The organism is Luteimonas sp. S4-F44, from assembly GCF_022637415.1.
GTDB lineage: Bacteria > Pseudomonadota > Gammaproteobacteria > Xanthomonadales > Xanthomonadaceae > Luteimonas.
This window is the reverse complement of the sequence record NZ_CP093340.1, coordinates 2,738,128-2,752,683: the sequence shown is the minus strand read 5'-3', so window position 1 is coordinate 2,752,683 and position 14,556 is coordinate 2,738,128. Positions and strand designations below refer to the sequence as shown.

Annotated in this window: 13 protein-coding genes; 2 read left to right on the top strand and 11 right to left on the bottom strand. The window is 69.7% G+C overall.

Features of this window, described 5'->3' with window-relative positions; genetic code table 11:
* Positions 1–91 precede the first annotated feature (91 nt).
* Positions 92–2,080 (top strand): transketolase, encoded by a 1,989-nt coding sequence (gene tkt, locus MNO14_RS12585; protein WP_241944064.1) that lies wholly within the window; start codon positions 92–94, stop codon positions 2,078–2,080.
* A gap of 70 nt (positions 2,081–2,150) precedes the next feature.
* Here tkt and MNO14_RS12580 read toward each other — a convergent pair whose 3' ends face one another.
* The 4 genes from MNO14_RS12580 to MNO14_RS12565 all read right to left on the bottom strand — a co-directional run bounded on the left by MNO14_RS12580 (position 2,151) and on the right by MNO14_RS12565 (position 6,302).
* On the bottom strand, positions 2,151–2,498 hold the full coding sequence (locus MNO14_RS12580) for a BolA family protein (RefSeq protein WP_241944063.1): 348 nt from the start codon (positions 2,496–2,498) through the stop codon (positions 2,151–2,153).
* A gap of 194 nt (positions 2,499–2,692) precedes the next feature.
* Positions 2,693–4,669: an acetyl-CoA hydrolase/transferase C-terminal domain-containing protein gene (locus MNO14_RS12575; protein ID WP_241944062.1), complete on the bottom strand. Its 1,977-nt coding sequence runs from the start codon at positions 4,667–4,669 to the stop codon at positions 2,693–2,695.
* 188 nt (positions 4,670–4,857) lie between these two features.
* On the bottom strand, positions 4,858–5,844 hold the full coding sequence (locus MNO14_RS12570; RefSeq protein WP_241944061.1) for a cation transporter: 987 nt from the start codon (positions 5,842–5,844) through the stop codon (positions 4,858–4,860).
* Complete coding sequence (locus tag MNO14_RS12565) at positions 5,841–6,302, bottom strand: transporter substrate-binding domain-containing protein (protein ID WP_241944060.1); 462 nt, start codon at positions 6,300–6,302, stop codon at positions 5,841–5,843. Before MNO14_RS12565 ends, MNO14_RS12570 begins: the two co-directional genes overlap by 4 nt.
* Before the next feature lie 214 nt (positions 6,303–6,516).
* Between MNO14_RS12565 and fhuE the strand changes: the two genes are divergently transcribed.
* Entirely contained in the window at positions 6,517–8,712 is a 2,196-nt protein-coding gene (gene fhuE / locus MNO14_RS12560; protein ID WP_241944059.1) for a ferric-rhodotorulic acid/ferric-coprogen receptor FhuE, read from the top strand.
* Positions 8,713–8,781: 69 nt separating this feature from the next.
* On the opposite strand, the gene MNO14_RS12555 is transcribed toward fhuE, so the two are convergent.
* The 7 genes from MNO14_RS12555 to MNO14_RS12525 form a co-directional block, all read right to left on the bottom strand.
* A complete protein-coding gene (locus MNO14_RS12555; RefSeq protein ID WP_241944058.1) occupies positions 8,782–9,339 on the bottom strand; it encodes a flavin reductase family protein in 558 nt (185 codons plus the stop codon).
* A gap of 24 nt (positions 9,340–9,363) precedes the next feature.
* Complete coding sequence (locus tag MNO14_RS12550) at positions 9,364–10,785, bottom strand: carbon-nitrogen hydrolase family protein (protein WP_241944057.1); 1,422 nt, start codon at positions 10,783–10,785, stop codon at positions 9,364–9,366.
* Between the two features lie 127 nt (positions 10,786–10,912).
* Positions 10,913–11,578 carry a molybdenum ABC transporter ATP-binding protein gene (modC, locus tag MNO14_RS12545; protein WP_241944056.1) on the bottom strand — a complete coding sequence of 222 codons (666 nt, stop codon included), beginning with the start codon at positions 11,576–11,578 and terminating at the stop codon, positions 10,913–10,915.
* The gene (gene modB / locus MNO14_RS12540; RefSeq protein WP_241944055.1) at positions 11,575–12,282 is read right to left on the bottom strand and encodes a molybdate ABC transporter permease subunit; all 708 of its coding nucleotides are present in this window, start codon (positions 12,280–12,282) and stop codon (positions 11,575–11,577) included. Before modB ends, modC begins: the two co-directional genes overlap by 4 nt.
* Positions 12,283–12,290: 8 nt before the next feature.
* Positions 12,291–13,076, bottom strand: a complete 786-nt coding sequence (gene modA / locus MNO14_RS12535) for a molybdate ABC transporter substrate-binding protein (RefSeq protein WP_241944054.1) — start codon at positions 13,074–13,076, stop codon at positions 12,291–12,293.
* Positions 13,077–13,097: 21 nt separating this feature from the next.
* Complete coding sequence (locus tag MNO14_RS12530; protein ID WP_241944053.1) at positions 13,098–13,613, bottom strand: hypothetical protein; 516 nt, start codon at positions 13,611–13,613, stop codon at positions 13,098–13,100.
* A 73-nt stretch (positions 13,614–13,686) separates the two neighbouring features.
* Complete coding sequence (locus MNO14_RS12525) at positions 13,687–14,550, bottom strand: MBL fold metallo-hydrolase (protein WP_241944052.1); 864 nt, start codon at positions 14,548–14,550, stop codon at positions 13,687–13,689.
* Positions 14,551–14,556: the final 6 nt, after the last annotated feature.

The window sequence follows — 14,556 nt, the reverse complement described above, 5'->3', positions numbered from 1 at the left end:
CGACAGCCTGGCCGCGGCGCGGTCTGCGCGGGCCGGCAGCGGAGCGGCGGGCATGGGACAATGGGCGCTTCCGTCCGCTGCTCCCGAGCCCATGACCACGCCGACCCGTCGCGAACTCGCCAACGCCATCCGCTTTCTCGCCATCGACGCGGTCGATGCCGCCAAGTCGGGCCACCCCGGCATGCCGATGGGCATGGCCGACATCGCCGAGGTGCTGTGGAATGACCACCTCAGCCACAACCCGGGCAATCCGCACTGGATCGACCGCGACCGCTTCGTGCTGTCCAACGGCCACGGCTCGATGCTGCAGTACGCGCTGCTGCACCTGTCGGGCTATGACCTGCCGATTGAGGAGCTGAAGCACTTCCGGCAGTTGCACAGCCGTACCGCCGGCCACCCCGAGCGCTACGAGACGCCGGGCGTGGAGACGACCACCGGGCCGCTGGGGCAGGGCTTCGCCAATGCGGTCGGCTTCGCGCTCGCCGAGCGGCTGCTCGCCCAGCAGTTCAATCGCGACGGTTTCGACATCGTCGACCACCGCACCTGGGTGTTCCTGGGCGACGGCTGCCTGATGGAAGGCATTTCGCACGAGGCCGCATCGCTGGCCGGCACCCTGGGCCTGGGCAAGCTGGTCGCGTTCTGGGATGACAACCGCATTTCGATCGACGGCAACACCGCCGGCTGGTTCACCGATGACACCCCGGCGCGCTTCGAGGCCTACGGCTGGCGCGTGATCCGCGATGTCGACGGTCACGACGCTGCGGCGATCTCGCGCGCGATCGGCGAGGCCGTCGCGCAGGACGACCGGCCGGTGCTGGTGTGCTGCCGCACGACGATCGGCTTCGGTTCGCCGAACCGCGGCGGCAAGGAATCCTCGCACGGCGCGCCGCTGGGCAAGGAAGAGTCCGACGCCACGCGCGCCGCACTCGGCTGGACGCATGGTCCGTTCGAGATCCCGGAGGCGATCCGTGACGCCTGGCGCGCGACGACGGCCGGCCAGGCCCGCGAGGACGCCTGGAACCGCCGCTTCGAGGCCTACCAGGCCGCACATCCGGAACTGGCCGCCGAGTTGCTGCGCCGGACGCGCGGTGAGCTGCCGGCCGATTTCGCCGAGGCCGCGGACGCGTTCGTCGCCAAGCTGCAGGCCGATGGCCCGACGATCGCCTCGCGCAAGGCCTCGCAGATGACGATCGAGGCATTCGCGCCGCTGCTGCCCGAGCTCGTCGGCGGCTCGGCCGACCTCGCGCACTCGAACCTGACACTGTGGAAGGGCTGCAAGACCGCGGCCAGCCACGATGCCGATGCGAACTACGTCTACTACGGCGTGCGCGAGTTCGGCATGAGCGCGATCGCCAACGGCCTGGCGCTGCACGGCGGCTTCGTGCCGTTTGATGCGACCTTCCTGGTGTTCAGCGATTACGCCCGCAATGCGGTGCGCATGAGCGCGCTGATCCCGGCGCACGCGATCCACGTCTACACCCACGATTCGATCGGCCTGGGCGAGGACGGCCCGACGCACCAGCCGGTCGAGCATCTGGCGAGCCTGCGCTACATCCCCAACAACGACGTCTGGCGCCCCTGCGACGCGGTCGAGTCGGCGGTGGCCTGGAAGTCGGCGGTGCTGCGCAGCGACGGCCCCAGCTGCCTGGTGTTCTCGCGCCAGAACCTGCCGCACCAGGCGCGCGACGCGGCGCAGGTCGCTGCCATCGCACGGGGCGGCTACGTGCTCAAGGACGCCGCCGGCACGCCGGAGCTGATCCTGATCGCGACGGGCTCGGAGGTCGGCCTGGCGATGGAGGCCGCCGCGCAGCTCGGCGATGGCGTGCGCGTGGTGTCGATGCCCTCGACCGACGTGTTCGAGCGCCAGGATGCGGCCTATCGCGAATCGGTGCTGCCCAATGCAGTGCGTCGCCGTGTCGCGATCGAAGCCGGCGTCACCGGCTTCTGGCGTGCCTATGTCGGGCTTGACGGCGCGGTCATCGGCATCGACCGCTTCGGCGCCTCGGCCCCGGCCGACAAGCTCTATCCCTACTTCGGCATCACCGTCGAGAAGATCGTCGAGGCGGCCAAGGCGCTCTGATCGCCGCGACCACCCCGACACAAGAAGGCCCGCGCAAGCGGGCCTTCTTGTGTGGAACCCGATTTTGACCCTACGCGGTGCGTGAGGGCGCCTCGGGCGCGGGGGCGTTCTTCAGGTCGTGCTTGCTGCCGCCACGGCAGGTCGGCGAATCGGGTACCTGGGCCTCGGTCGCCCACTCCTCGGGCGTGAAGGTGTGCAACGCCAGTGCGTGGATGCGTTGCATCTGCTCGCTCAGCGTGCGGTAGACGAGCTGGTGGCGCTGGATCGCGCGCTTGCCCGTGAATGCCGCGCTGACGATCACCGCCTTGTAGTGCGTCTCAAGTCCGCGGCTGTGCATGTGGCTCTCGTCGTGCACCTCCAGATGGCTGGGCTGCAGGGCGGCGAGGGCATCGCGCAGGTGGTCGGCTCGCGTGGTCATGGCATCGGCAGGGCAGGGAGGCTAGGGTCATGATGGTGGCGATGCGCGGCATTGCAATGGCTGGCGGGGTGCGTGCGCGGCGTCATAGCCCTTTCCCAGCGTGGCCGAAACGGCGGGCCATCGGCGTGTGCGGCGCCGGACGCCTGCACGCCGGCGCGGCTTCCATCCGATGTATGCAGGCTCGTCCGGGCCGGTCAGGCGTCCGGTGAGGGGGCCGCGGTGTCGGCCGCCGCCGTCTTGCTAAGTCCCAGTGCCAGTAGACGCGCGAGTAGGCGTTCCTGTAGCCCGCGGGGCGCGTCGAGTGCCATGCGTTGCAGCGCGGCGGTGTCGTCGGTGCGGCCCTCACGTAGCGCCGCGAGCACGGTGCGCAGCTTGCCCGCACGGGTCGCGGAGGCCGATTTGAGCCAAGACAAGGCTGGCAACAGGCGCTGTTCGACGGCGTCGAAGTCGCTGCCCAGCGGATAGGCCGGCAGCGTGCCGTCGCGGCGGAACGGTGCCAGCGCGTCGCGCAGGTGCGCGGCGCTGTTGCGGCCCCAGGCCGAAGGCCGGACGAAGCGAGGATCGAGCTTGCCGGCCGCGCGGGCGCGTTCGAGCAGCGCGGGCTGGTGGTCGGCATCGGCCACGCGCACCATCGCCCGCACGCAGTCCTCGTCGGTCGCGCCGCGCACGTCGGCGATGCCGTACTCGGTGATGTAGAGGTCGCGCAGGTGTCGGGGAATCGTCGTGTGCCCGTAATTCCAGCGGATATTCGATTCGTGTCGGCCGCCGGTCTCGCGCGTGGCGCGGAACATCAGCGCCGAGCGCGCATCGGGCAGCGCATGTGCCATCGCCACGAAGTTGTACTGCCCGCCGACACCCGAGACCACGCGGCCGTCGTCGAGCGCGTCGGACACCGCGGCGCCGAGCGCGGTCGCCATCATGCAGCTGTTGAAAAAGCGCGCGTCGCGGCGCTGCAGGCGTTCGAGCCCTTCATCGAGCCCATAGAGCTCGTTGACCTCGCCCACGCGCTTCATGCCGATGCCGCGCCGGGTGTCCTCGTCGAGTCCGCGCAGCCAGGCATAGAAATCAGGTGAGCCGAGGTAGAACGCGCCATGCAGGAATTCGCCGTCGCGCTCGATCAGCTCCCGGTCCAGCGCGCTGGCGGTGCCGTCGTTGGCCCGCCGCATCAATGCGGCCTTGTCGACCACCTTGCGGCGGATCACACCGACCTCGACCAGGCGCTTGAAGCCCTCGTTGATCATTTCGCTGCAGCCGTACAGGCCGGTTTCGAACGGGTCGAGTCCACCGCAGGCGACGACGGTCGGATGCGTGATCAGGTCGGGGTCGAGCGCGTGCAGCACCCGGCGGTAGGCGGCGTTGTCGATGTGGCGCAACGCCAGCGCGTGGCACAACGCGTCGGCCAGCGCGCCGATGCCGATCTGCAGCGTGCCGCCGTCGCGGACCAGGGCGCTGGCGTAGAACCCGATCGCGTAGTCCGCATCGGAGACCGGCTGCCGCGGCAGGCCGAACAGGCGCGGATACGGCGGTGGCGGGGTCACGACGAGGTCGAAGAAGCCGGTGTCGACCGCGGCCGTCCCGCCGAGCCACGGCAGGTCGGGGTCGATCTCGGCCACCAGCAGCGGCCGCGGGTGGCCGGCCTGGACAAGCGCGTCGATCGTGTCGAAAGTCAGGTCGGTGTTCGACGACAGCGACAGCCGGCTGCCGTCCTCGTTGGCCGCGACCTTCTGCACCACCACGTTGACGCCGCGGTCGACGAGCGCGCGGGCCACGTGGGTGTAGTTCAGGCTGGCGTAACGACGTTGGACCTGGGTGGAGCCCAGCATCGCGCCGGACTGCAGGTAGAACTCTTCGACGTTGATATGCGGCGGCAGGGCGTCGTGACGCAGTGCCCGCACGTAGTCGAGCCGGACGAAGTCCTCGCCGAAATGGCGCTGCGCGAAGGGACCGAGGAAGCGACCCTGCAGGTCAGCGCCGCCCGATGGTGGATCGAGCGACAGGGCGGTGTACAGGGTAAGCGGGCGCGACGGGTCCGCCACCGCCGCGGCGTACAGCGCGTTGAGCAGGCGGTGCGGCTTGCCCAGGCCCAGCGGGGCGCCGATGTGGAGCGGGCCGTCGACATGGGCGCGGATGCGGGCGACGGCGGCGTCGAGGTCGTGGAGATGGGACGTCATGCCGGCAAGCCTACCGGACGCGCGGGTGGGCGCGCAGGCAAGCGCGCCGCGTGATCACGCGTCCCAGAAACCGGGTCAGCGTGCTTGATTCCTTGGATTCAGTGGGCTGCGCTGGGCGATGGCGCTCGAAATTGCACTCTGACCCCGGTTCTGGGCCCCTGTTCTGGGTGGGCTCGTGGCAGGGCAGGTCAGGCGGATGGCGTGCGCGGGGGCGCGGCGGTCGCGGTGACGTCATCGATCCGCCAGTGGACGGCGCGGGCGGTCTCGCGCACGGCCTGCGCTGTCGCCGCATCGAGGGTGCCGTCATCGGTCTCCACGAACACCACGCCCGACAGCCGCAGGCCTTCTTCGTGGAAGCGCACGCGGCAGGCGCGCACGCCCTCGAGTGCGCGGACCGCCTCGTCAACCTGCGCGGGCAAGGGGTCGTCATCGCTGCGGTCGGCGCGCTGTGGGCGGGCGTCGTGCATGTCGCGCACGGCGTTGCGCAGGTTGCGTACGCCGTCGCGCAGTACCTCGATGGCGATGAAGATCGCCGCCGCGGCGTCCGCCCACCACAGGCCCAAGCCGATGCCGAGTACGCCGGCGATCCCCGCGAGCGCGGTCATCCAATCGGCCTTGTTCATATCGGCGTCGGTGTAGAGCGGCTTGGACGACAGTGCGAGTGCCACCTTGAGCTTCATGCGGCCCAGGATCACCGGCGGGATGGCCGAGACCGCCAGTGCGGCGATCATCAACCAGCCCTGCCAGACCACGGTGTCGCCGATGAGCACGGTGCCGACAACGGGATGCGCCCGCGTGATCAGCACATGCAGGCCGTCGAGCACCAGCAGGGCGCCCATGCCGGTCAGCGCGACCGAAGACGCGAGGAAGGTGATGTCGAACGCGCGTTCGCGGCCATTGATATAGGTGCGGTCGACGCCTCGGGCGCGAAAGCGCAGTGCGATCAAAAACGCGGCCGGCGGCAACAGGCTCAGCAGGTCCTCGACCAACGCGGTCTGCATCGCCTTCGAGCCGCCCATCGCGACGTACATCATCCCCGACACTGCGCTCAGTAGTCCGAGCGACCACCAGCACAGGAGGGCGGCGCGCTGGAGCTCGCGCTGCTGCGCCGGCCCGAGCGGGTCCGGTGCGCGTTCGGCGGGTGGCGGGTGCGGACGGTTGGCGCCGGCGCTCATCGCAGCGTCCGTTCGCGGGCGTGCAGATAGCGGTCGATCGACAGCTGCCAGGCATTCTCGGCAGGTGGCAACGCCAGCCGGCGTCGGGCGAAGCCGCCGTCCGGGGCGCGCAGCACGAACGCACGCGACCAGCCGACATCCGTCCAGGGCGAATCCTCGCCGTGCCCGCCGGCGACCAGATGCAGCCGGTGGCCGAGCAGGGCGGTCATCAACGGGTCGTGACCACCCTCGACCCACTCGATCGTGTAGCCGCGGTCGCGCGCGAAGGCCTGGACGAGTTCGACTTCACTCCCGGTCGGGGCCCGACCGGCACGCAGCGCCACGAACGGCGGATCGTGACTGACGCCGACGCGCATGGTCTGGCGCGCACGCTCGGTGCTGCCCTGGGCATCGCGCGGGTAGCTGTCGCAGGCGGTCAGCGACAACAGGAGCAAGGCGAGCCAGGCGCGGATGAACATGGGCGGCGTTATCGACCAGCCGATGTGCAGGCGTCGTCGTGGGCATGCCATCCAAAACCGGGGTCAGCGTGCAATTTCGAGCAAACGGCATCGGAAATTGCACGCTGCCCCCGGTTTCGGGTGGCAGGATTGATTGAGAATCGTTAGCATTCGCGTATCAGCGCGATGCGGCTGTGTCGCGCGGTGCCCCTCCCACCATCACTAGAAGATCCCCATGCGCCGTCGTCCTCTGCATGTCCCCCCCGTCCGGCGGGCACCGCTCGCCTGTGCGACCCTGGTCGCGCTGTCCTCCCTGGGCTTCGCGTCGGGTGCGATCGCCGACGATGCCGCCGACCGGGTCACCACCCTTGACGGTCTGCAGGTCAAGGGCGAACGCGCCGAGGGCTACTCGGTCCGTCGGACATCCGCCGGTACCCGCTTCGACCTGACCGCGCGCGAGATCCCACAGTCGGTCAGCATCATCAGTCACGAGCGCATCGCCGATCAGAACCTCGACGACATCATCGACGTGCTGGCCAACACCACCGGCGTCAGCAGCACGCAGTCCGACAGCGAGCGCACCGAGTTCTATGCGCGCGGGTTCTACATCGACAGCTATCAGTTCGACGGGCTGCCGACGCAGATGGTGCAAAACTGGAGTTACGGCGACTCGGGGCTCGACCTGGCGCTGTACGACCGTGTCGAGATCGTGCGCGGGGCGACCGGCCTGCTCAGCGGTGCGGGCAATCCCTCGGCCTCGGTCAACCTGGTCCGCAAGCATGCCGACAGCGCCGAACTGACGGGCAGCGTGTCGCTCAACATCGGCGAGTGGGGTCGCAATCGCACGACCGTCGACGTGACCACGCCGCTCAACGCCAGTGGCACGGTGCGCGCCCGGGCGATCGGCAGCTATCTCGAGACCGATGCCCAGATGGAGCGCTATAGCCAGCGCAAGCAACTGGGCTATGTGGTGATCGATGCCGACCTGACGCCCGACACCCAGCTCAGCGTGGGCTACGACTATCAGCACAAGCGCGCCGACGGGGCGACCTGGGGCGGGTTCCCGATGGTCTTCTCCGACGGCAGCTCGACCGGCTACCCGGTCACGTTCAATCCTTCGCCCGACTGGACCTACTGGGACACCACCAGCAAGCGCGCGTTCGCGACGCTCCAGCACGCCTTCGCCAATGGCTGGAAGTTCAAGGTCGGCGCGACCCACGACAAGACCGACGCCGACGACAAGCTGTTCTACCCGGCCTACAACGACTGGGCGACGGGTGCGTCGAACTTTGACCCCGTCACCGGCACGGGCATCTCGCCATCGGCGGGCTTCTACAACACCCACCGCAAGGTCGACGGTCTGGACGGCTACGTGGACGGGCCGTTCCAGGCGTTCGGCCGCGAACACCAGTTCATGGCCGGCGTGAGCTACAACAAGCGTGAGTACGCCAACTACGGCGATTACCAGGTCGGCGGCAAGGACGCGCTCGGCAACAGCCTGCCTTGGGACCCGTTCGACAGCTATCTCGGCTGGACTGGCGATATCTCCCAGCCCGACTGGACCGCGGTGCTGCCGTTGCAGAGCCAGGGCACGATCACCCAGAGGGCCGGTTACGCAGCGACGCGCCTGTCGCTGGCCGATCCGCTCAAGCTCATCGTGGGTGCGCGTTACACCGAATGGGAGAGCGAAGGCGAGGGCGCCGACCGCAAGCACGACGCGGTGACGCCGTACGCCGGCCTAGTGTTCGATATCGACGATACCTGGTCGACCTACGCCAGCTACACCGAAATCTTCCAGCCGCAGGTTGCGCGCGACATCAACAACCGCTATCTCGACCCGGTCGACGGCAAGAGCTACGAGGTCGGCGTCAAGGGCGCCTGGTTCGACAATCGCCTCAATGCCTCGCTCGCGGTGTTCCGCATCGAGCAGGATAACGTGGCGCAGTCGACCAATGTGCCGATTCCCGGTGGATCGGCAGGAGAGACTGCATCCGTCGCTGCACGCGGCACGGTCAGCCGCGGCTTCGAGTTCGAGCTCAACGGCGAGCTCGCGCCGGGCTGGAATGCGACCTTCGGTGCCTCGCGCTACGTGGCCAAGGACGCCGACGGCGTGGACATCAATACGCGCCTGCCGCAGTCCACGATCAAGGCGTTCACGAGCTATACCCCGCGCAGCGCGCCGGAACTGACGCTCGGTGGGGGCGTGAACTGGCAGAACGGCATCTACTATCCGGTGCCGGCCTATGGCCGTTTCGAGCAGTCCAGCTACGCGCTGGTCAACGCCTTCGTGCGCTATCGACTGGCACCGCAGTTCAGCGTGCAGCTCAACGCCAATAACCTGTTGAACAAGCTGTACTACGCGCAGATCAGCGGCTATGGCGCCTATGGCGACAAGCGCAACGGCCAGCTGACCTTCACCTATAGCTTCTGAAGACCCGCCCGCGCGTAGGGCGGGCGCCCGCACCGAACGCCGTGGCGCTCGCGGCGCGCGACAGCGCCGTCAGTTGTCGAGCATGTCCGGCCGGAACAGCGCGCGCCGCGAGCGCGTCCGGCCGGCGATCATGAAGCGGCCATCGCCCCGATAATGCACGGTCCGCGGCCACACCGGCCGCGGCGCGACGTGGGCGCGGACCACGCGCCAGACGAATAGCGGATAGTCGGCGGTGATCCGCGTCTCGTGCAGCCGGCACTCGAAGTTGGCATGGCATTCGGCGATCAACGGCGCCCCGACGTCGGTCGCTGCCTGTGCGGTCAGGCCGAAGCGTTCGAACTTGTCGCCCTCGCGGCCGCTGCAGTTGCCAATGCCCACGACGGTGTCGAGCAACGCGTCGGTGGGCAGGTTGATGACGCATTCGCGGCTGCGCTTGGCCAGCGCGTGGCTGCGGTTGGCCTGCCAGACGTAGGTGCCCACCATGTCGTAGCCCAGCATCATGTGCCAGCCCAGCGTCATGATCCCGCGCTCGCCGCGGTGGGCGGTCGACAACAGTACGACCGGTCCCGGCTCCAGGAAGCGGCGGGTGTGTTCGACCGGGACCGATTGCTTGCGTGGACGACGCATCGGCGATGCCTCGGCGCGGGGTACTCAGTGTGTGCGGCGCGCCGTCGGGGAGACGTGACCGCGGCGCCATGTCGCCAGCACCAGCGCCGTTGTGGCGAGCAGGCAGAGCAGGCCGAACAGGTCGCCGACCCGCGCGTAGGGCGTCATGCCGGGTGAGGCGCGTGGCAACTCGGCCAGGAGTCGGGCGCCGGGCAGCGGCGCACTCGGCGCTTCGGCGACGAGCCGGCCCCAGCCGTCGCTGACGCTCATCAGGCCCTCCCGCGCGGGGCGCACGACGGCGTAGCCGTTCTCCACGCCGCGCACCAGGGTCATGCGCGCCCCCATCCAGGCGTCGACGTAGTCGAAGTCCCAGGCCGGCACCAGCATCAGCCCCACCGCATCGCGACCATAGCGGCGGCCGACGCTGGCGAAGTGCATGTCCTTGCAGATCGCAAGGCCGGTTCGCAGACCGTCGATCTCCTGCACCGCGATCTCGCTGCCGTGGCGGTAGCCCTGGCGACGTTCGGGCGGCGCCAGTCGCAGCTTCTCGTAGTCCTGGCGCAGCCGCCCCTCGGGGTCGAACAGCCAGGCCTGGTTGCGCGGCGCGCGGCCGTCGTCGATCCCGACGCCCACTTCGAGCCACACGCCGTGCTGACGGGCGAGCGCGGCGAAGTCGCGCTGCCAAGTCGTTGCGGCCGCCGGTGTCAGGATCGCGGCCTTTTCCGGCAGCACGATCAACTCGGCGCCGTCGTCGGCCAACTGGGCGACCAGGTGGGCGTAGCCTGCGCGGACTTCGTTGGCGACGGCCTCGGGCATGCGCGGCAGCACGAGGTCGTCGATCGATGCCAGGCCGATGCGCAGGTGGCCGTTGCTTTCCGGAGCGGCTTGCAGTCGCGCGCTGCCGTAGCCGAACGCCGCCAGCGGCACGATCGCGGCCACTGCGACGGCGAGCAGGCGCTGTCGAAACGGCCAGGACGTTGCGAGCAGCAGGGCCAGCCCGGACGCGGGCAGGCAGAGGACGAACAACAGGGCCGGTGTGCCGCCCAACGCGGTCGTCTGCAGCATCGGCAGCCACTCGCTCTGGCTGTAGGCGGCGCCGCCCCACTGGCCGTCGGGCAGCAATCGGCCCATGGCCAGGTCGATGGCGGCCCAGGCCAACGGGTAGGCCAGCACGGTCCACCAGCGGGCGAAGCGCAGCACGATCCGTCGCGCCAGCATGATCGCCAGCCACCAGCCTGCCGCGAACCCGCACACGGCCAGCGCCGCGAACGGGGCTGGCATCAGCATGCGCAGATAGCTTGCATAGGTCGTGGCCGCGACCAGCGTGGCGGTCAGGACCGCCGCGTGCGCCCACCCGCGGCGCCGCAGCGACAGCGCGAGCCACAGCGTGGGCACGGGGGCGAACCAGATCAGCCAGGCATTGGGTTCGGGCCCGATGGCCGAGCGCAGCAGCAGGCCGGCGGCCACTGCGAGGAGGAGGACGACGAGGGGACGATGAAGCAGCGACGGAGTGCGCGACTGGACCATGGAGGCCGACACGAGATGCGGGAGCGGCAGAATGGCGATCCAGGGCGACGGCACGCAGTGCCGAAGGTCATCGATGCGAGAGCGGTCGGCCCTCGCTGCGCGTCGCCGATGCGACCGGTGCGTCGAGCACATGCACGGTATCCGCCAGCCGCCTGACTTCGTCGGGGTGATGACTGACGTAGAGCATCGGCAGCCGGACTTCGTCGCGCACGCGCTGCAGCCAGGGAATCAGCTCCTCCCGGCGTGCCTGGTCGAGTGCCGACAGCGGCTCGTCGAACAGCAGCACCGCCGGCTGCGAGAGCAGTGCGCGCCCGATCGCAACGCGTTGTGCCTCACCGCCCGACAGATGTGCCGGACGTCGCGCGAGCAGGTGACCGATGCCGAGCAGCTCGACCACGTCATCGAGCGTGATGGTCTGCGGGCCCGTGTGGCGTCCGTAGCGCAGGTTGCGATGGACGTCCAGGTGCGGGAACAGCCGGGCGTCCTGGAACACGTAGCCCACGCGTCGCCGATGCGCCGGCAGGTCGATCCGGCGTGCGCTGTCGAACAGCACGCGGCCGTCGATCTCGATACGGCCGGTGTGCGGGCGCACCAGGCCGGCGATCGCGTTGAGCACGCTGGTCTTGCCCGCGCCGGAAGGCCCGGTCAGTGCGACCACGCGTTGATCGGCGTCGATGCGCACCGCGCGCGCGAAGTGGCCCAGACGCAGCTGGATGTCGATCGCCAGGCTCATGCGTCGCGGCCTCCGCGCTGGCGGCGGATCAGCCATTCGGAGGCCAGCAGCGCCGCCAGCGAGATCGCGACCGCGACCAGCGCCAGTCGCCAGATGCCGGCTTCGCCGCCGGGCACCTGCAGCAGGCCGTAGATCGCCGAGGACATGGTCTGGGTTTCGCCGGGGATGTTGGAGACGAAGGTGATCGTCGCCCCGAACTCGCCCAGCGCCTTGGCGAAGGCGAGCACCGCGCCGGCCACCACGCCCGGCCAGGCCAGCGGCAGCGTGATCGTCAGGAACACGCGCCACGGGCCTGCGCCGAGCGTCGCCGCCGCCTGCTCGAGCCGGCGGTCAACGTTCTCGATCGACAGGCGGATCGTGCGCACCATCAGCGGAAAGCCCATCAGCGCGCTGGCGAGTGCGGCGCCGGTCCAGCGGAATGCGACGCTGATGCCGACGGTGTCTTCGAGCCACAGGCCGACCGGGCCGTTGCCGCCGAGCATCACCAGCAGCGCGTACCCCACCACGACCGGCGGCAGCACCAGCGGCAGATGCACCAGGGCGTCGAGCAGCGCCTTGCCTGGGAAGCGCCGGCGCGCCAGTAGCCAGGCGATCGCGATGCCGACCGGCAGGCTGCCGAGCGCAGCCGCGGTCGCGACCTTGAGGCTCAGCCCGATCGCGACCAGTTCGTCGGGCGAAAAGCTGGACCAGGCGGTCGACGCCATCGTGCGGCTCAGCGGATCGTGAAGCCGTGGCGACGGAAGATCTCCGCCGCGGCGTCGCCGTCGAGCCAGTGCACGAACGCGTCGGCCTGGCGCGGCTGCGCACTGCCCGCCACGCGCGCGACCGGATAGACGATCTGCGGATGGCTGTCGGCCGGAAACGTCGCCAGCACTTTGACCCGCGGCTCGGCGCGCGCGTCACTCGCGTAGACCACGCCCAGCGGCGCTTCGCCGCGGGCGACCAGGGCGAGGGCCGCGCGCACGCTATCGGACTCGGCGACGCGCGGGCGCAGTGCGTCCCAGGTACCGAAGGAGTCGAACGCGGCCTTGGCGTACTTGCCGGCCGGCACGCTGGCGGTGAGCGCCAGCGACAAGCGGCCGCGCGCGCCCAGCAGCGGCAGCAGGTCGCTGCGCGCGTCCAGCGCGAACGGCTGCGCGGCGCTGCCGGCTGGCGCGACCAGCACCAGCTGGTTGCCCAGCAGGTTGCGCCGCGATCCGGCGTCGATCAGCCCGCGCTCGTCCAGCCAGTTCATCCAATCCAGGTCGGCGGAGACGAACACGTCAGCCGGCGCGCGCTGGGCGATCTGGCGCGCCAATGCCGAACTGGCCGCGTACGACACCCGCACCGGCTGGCCGGTCTCGCGCGTGTACTGGGTGGCGGCGGCATCGAGCGATTCCTTGAGGCTGGCGGCCGCGAACACCGTCAGCGGCGTCTGCGCGGACGTGGGCACGGCCGCGAACAGGAGCAAGGCCGGCAGCAGCCAGGCGCGGAGATGACGGGAGAAGGAGGGGAGCATCGCAAGGGGTCCGGTTCGGGATCAGGGGGCGGCGACCACGACGATGTGCTCGACCTGGCGCACGCTGCGTGCCGCGCGCGTGTCGCCGGCGACCACCAGCCGCAGCGGACCTTGCGTCGCCTCCAGCGGCCGGTCATCACAGCGGTCGGCCAGCAGGACCATGCGGCCACCGAGCGTCGGGTCAAGCTCGGCCAGCGAGAACAGCGCACGGTAGCCGTCGCGTGCGCTCACCAGTACGTAGCGCGTCAGGTCTCCGCCACGCAACGGTGTGACCGGCATCGCGCCGCTGGCCTGCAGCATCGCAGCCAGCGACACGCCCTCGCAGCGGCGCGCGGTGCCGTGGTCGTCGAACGTGAGGTCGTGGCGTTGCAGCGTCGCACGCGCCGCCTCATCGAGCGAGACCACCTGCGGCGAGGCGACGGCCGCGGGCGGGGACGCCCGTCCGGCCGCTGCATCCGTGGCCATGTCCTGGGCGCCGGCGCACAGCGGCAGCGTCAGCAGCAAGGCCGGCAGCAGGTGGCAGAGCAGGGGCATCATCGGGTCCATTCGTTATGTTCGAACGAGAATAACGAGGGTGCGGTGGTCGGTAAAGCATGGCCTTGGCGCCTGGCTACAACGTGTCGATCGGTAGCTTGAGATAGCGCACGCCGTTGGCTTCGGGCTCAGGCAGGGCCCCCGCGCGCAGATTGGTCTGCACCGCCGGCAGCAGCAGCGCGGGCATCGCCAGGGTCGCGTCGCGCGCGGTGCGCATCGCCACGAACGTCGCCTCGTCGATACCGTCACGCACGTGGATGTTCTCGCGTCGCTGGCAGCCGATCGTCGTCTCGCACGCCACCGGGCGACCGCCCGGTCCGTAGTCGTGGCAGACGAACACGCGGGTGGTGTCGGGGAGGGCGAACAGCCGTTGGATCGAACGATACAGCATCGCCGCGTCGCCACCGGGAAAATCGCACCGTGCGGTGCCGCCGTCGGGCATGAACAGCGAGTCGCCGGTGAACAGCGCGTCGCCGATCAGATAGGCATTGCTGTCGCTAGTGTGTCCGGGCACCGGGATGACCTGCGCTGCCACCTCGCCGATCGCGAACGCAGCATCGGGTGCGAACAACTGGTCGAACTGCGACCCGTCCACTGGAAAATGCTCGCCGAGATTGAAGATCGGACGGAAGGCCTTCTGCACTGTGCGGATACCCTCGCCGATCGCCAGGCGCGCGCCGGGCAGTTGTCGGCGCAGCCAATCGCCCGCCGAGAGATGATCGGCATGGGCATGGGTTTCCAGGATCCACCGCACATCGAGGTCGCGGCTGCGCACGTGGTCGAGCAGGTGGGCGGCCGACACCGTGTCCGTCCTCGCCGAGGCGGCGTCGAAGTCGAGTACCGGATCGATGATCGCGGCCGCACGCGATGCCGGATCGCGGACGACGTAGCTCCACGTGCTGCTGCCGACGTGGAAGAACGGGGTGACCTCGGGCGGCATGAACAG

Excerpts from the sequence above, each read along its gene's own strand:
- modC (WP_241944056.1), bottom strand. The coding sequence starts at position 11,578 with ATGAGCCTGGCGATCGACATCCAGCTGCGTCTGGGCCACTTCGCGCGC.
- MNO14_RS12525 (WP_241944052.1), bottom strand. The coding sequence starts at position 14,550 with ATGCCGCCCGAGGTCACCCCGTTCTTCCACGTCGGCAGCAGCACGTGG.
- modA (WP_241944054.1), bottom strand. The coding sequence starts at position 13,076 with ATGCTCCCCTCCTTCTCCCGTCATCTCCGCGCCTGGCTGCTGCCGGCC.
- tkt (WP_241944064.1), top strand. The coding sequence starts at position 92 with ATGACCACGCCGACCCGTCGCGAACTCGCCAACGCCATCCGCTTTCTC.
- MNO14_RS12575 (WP_241944062.1), bottom strand. The coding sequence starts at position 4,669 with ATGACGTCCCATCTCCACGACCTCGACGCCGCCGTCGCCCGCATCCGC.
- MNO14_RS12530 (WP_241944053.1), bottom strand. The coding sequence starts at position 13,613 with ATGATGCCCCTGCTCTGCCACCTGCTGCCGGCCTTGCTGCTGACGCTG.
- modB (WP_241944055.1), bottom strand. The coding sequence starts at position 12,282 with ATGGCGTCGACCGCCTGGTCCAGCTTTTCGCCCGACGAACTGGTCGCG.
- MNO14_RS12565 (WP_241944060.1), bottom strand. The coding sequence starts at position 6,302 with ATGTTCATCCGCGCCTGGCTCGCCTTGCTCCTGTTGTCGCTGACCGCC.
- fhuE (WP_241944059.1), top strand. The coding sequence starts at position 6,517 with ATGCGCCGTCGTCCTCTGCATGTCCCCCCCGTCCGGCGGGCACCGCTC.
- MNO14_RS12580 (WP_241944063.1), bottom strand. The coding sequence starts at position 2,498 with ATGACCACGCGAGCCGACCACCTGCGCGATGCCCTCGCCGCCCTGCAG.
- MNO14_RS12555 (WP_241944058.1), bottom strand. The coding sequence starts at position 9,339 with ATGCGTCGTCCACGCAAGCAATCGGTCCCGGTCGAACACACCCGCCGC.
- MNO14_RS12570 (WP_241944061.1), bottom strand. The coding sequence starts at position 5,844 with ATGAGCGCCGGCGCCAACCGTCCGCACCCGCCACCCGCCGAACGCGCA.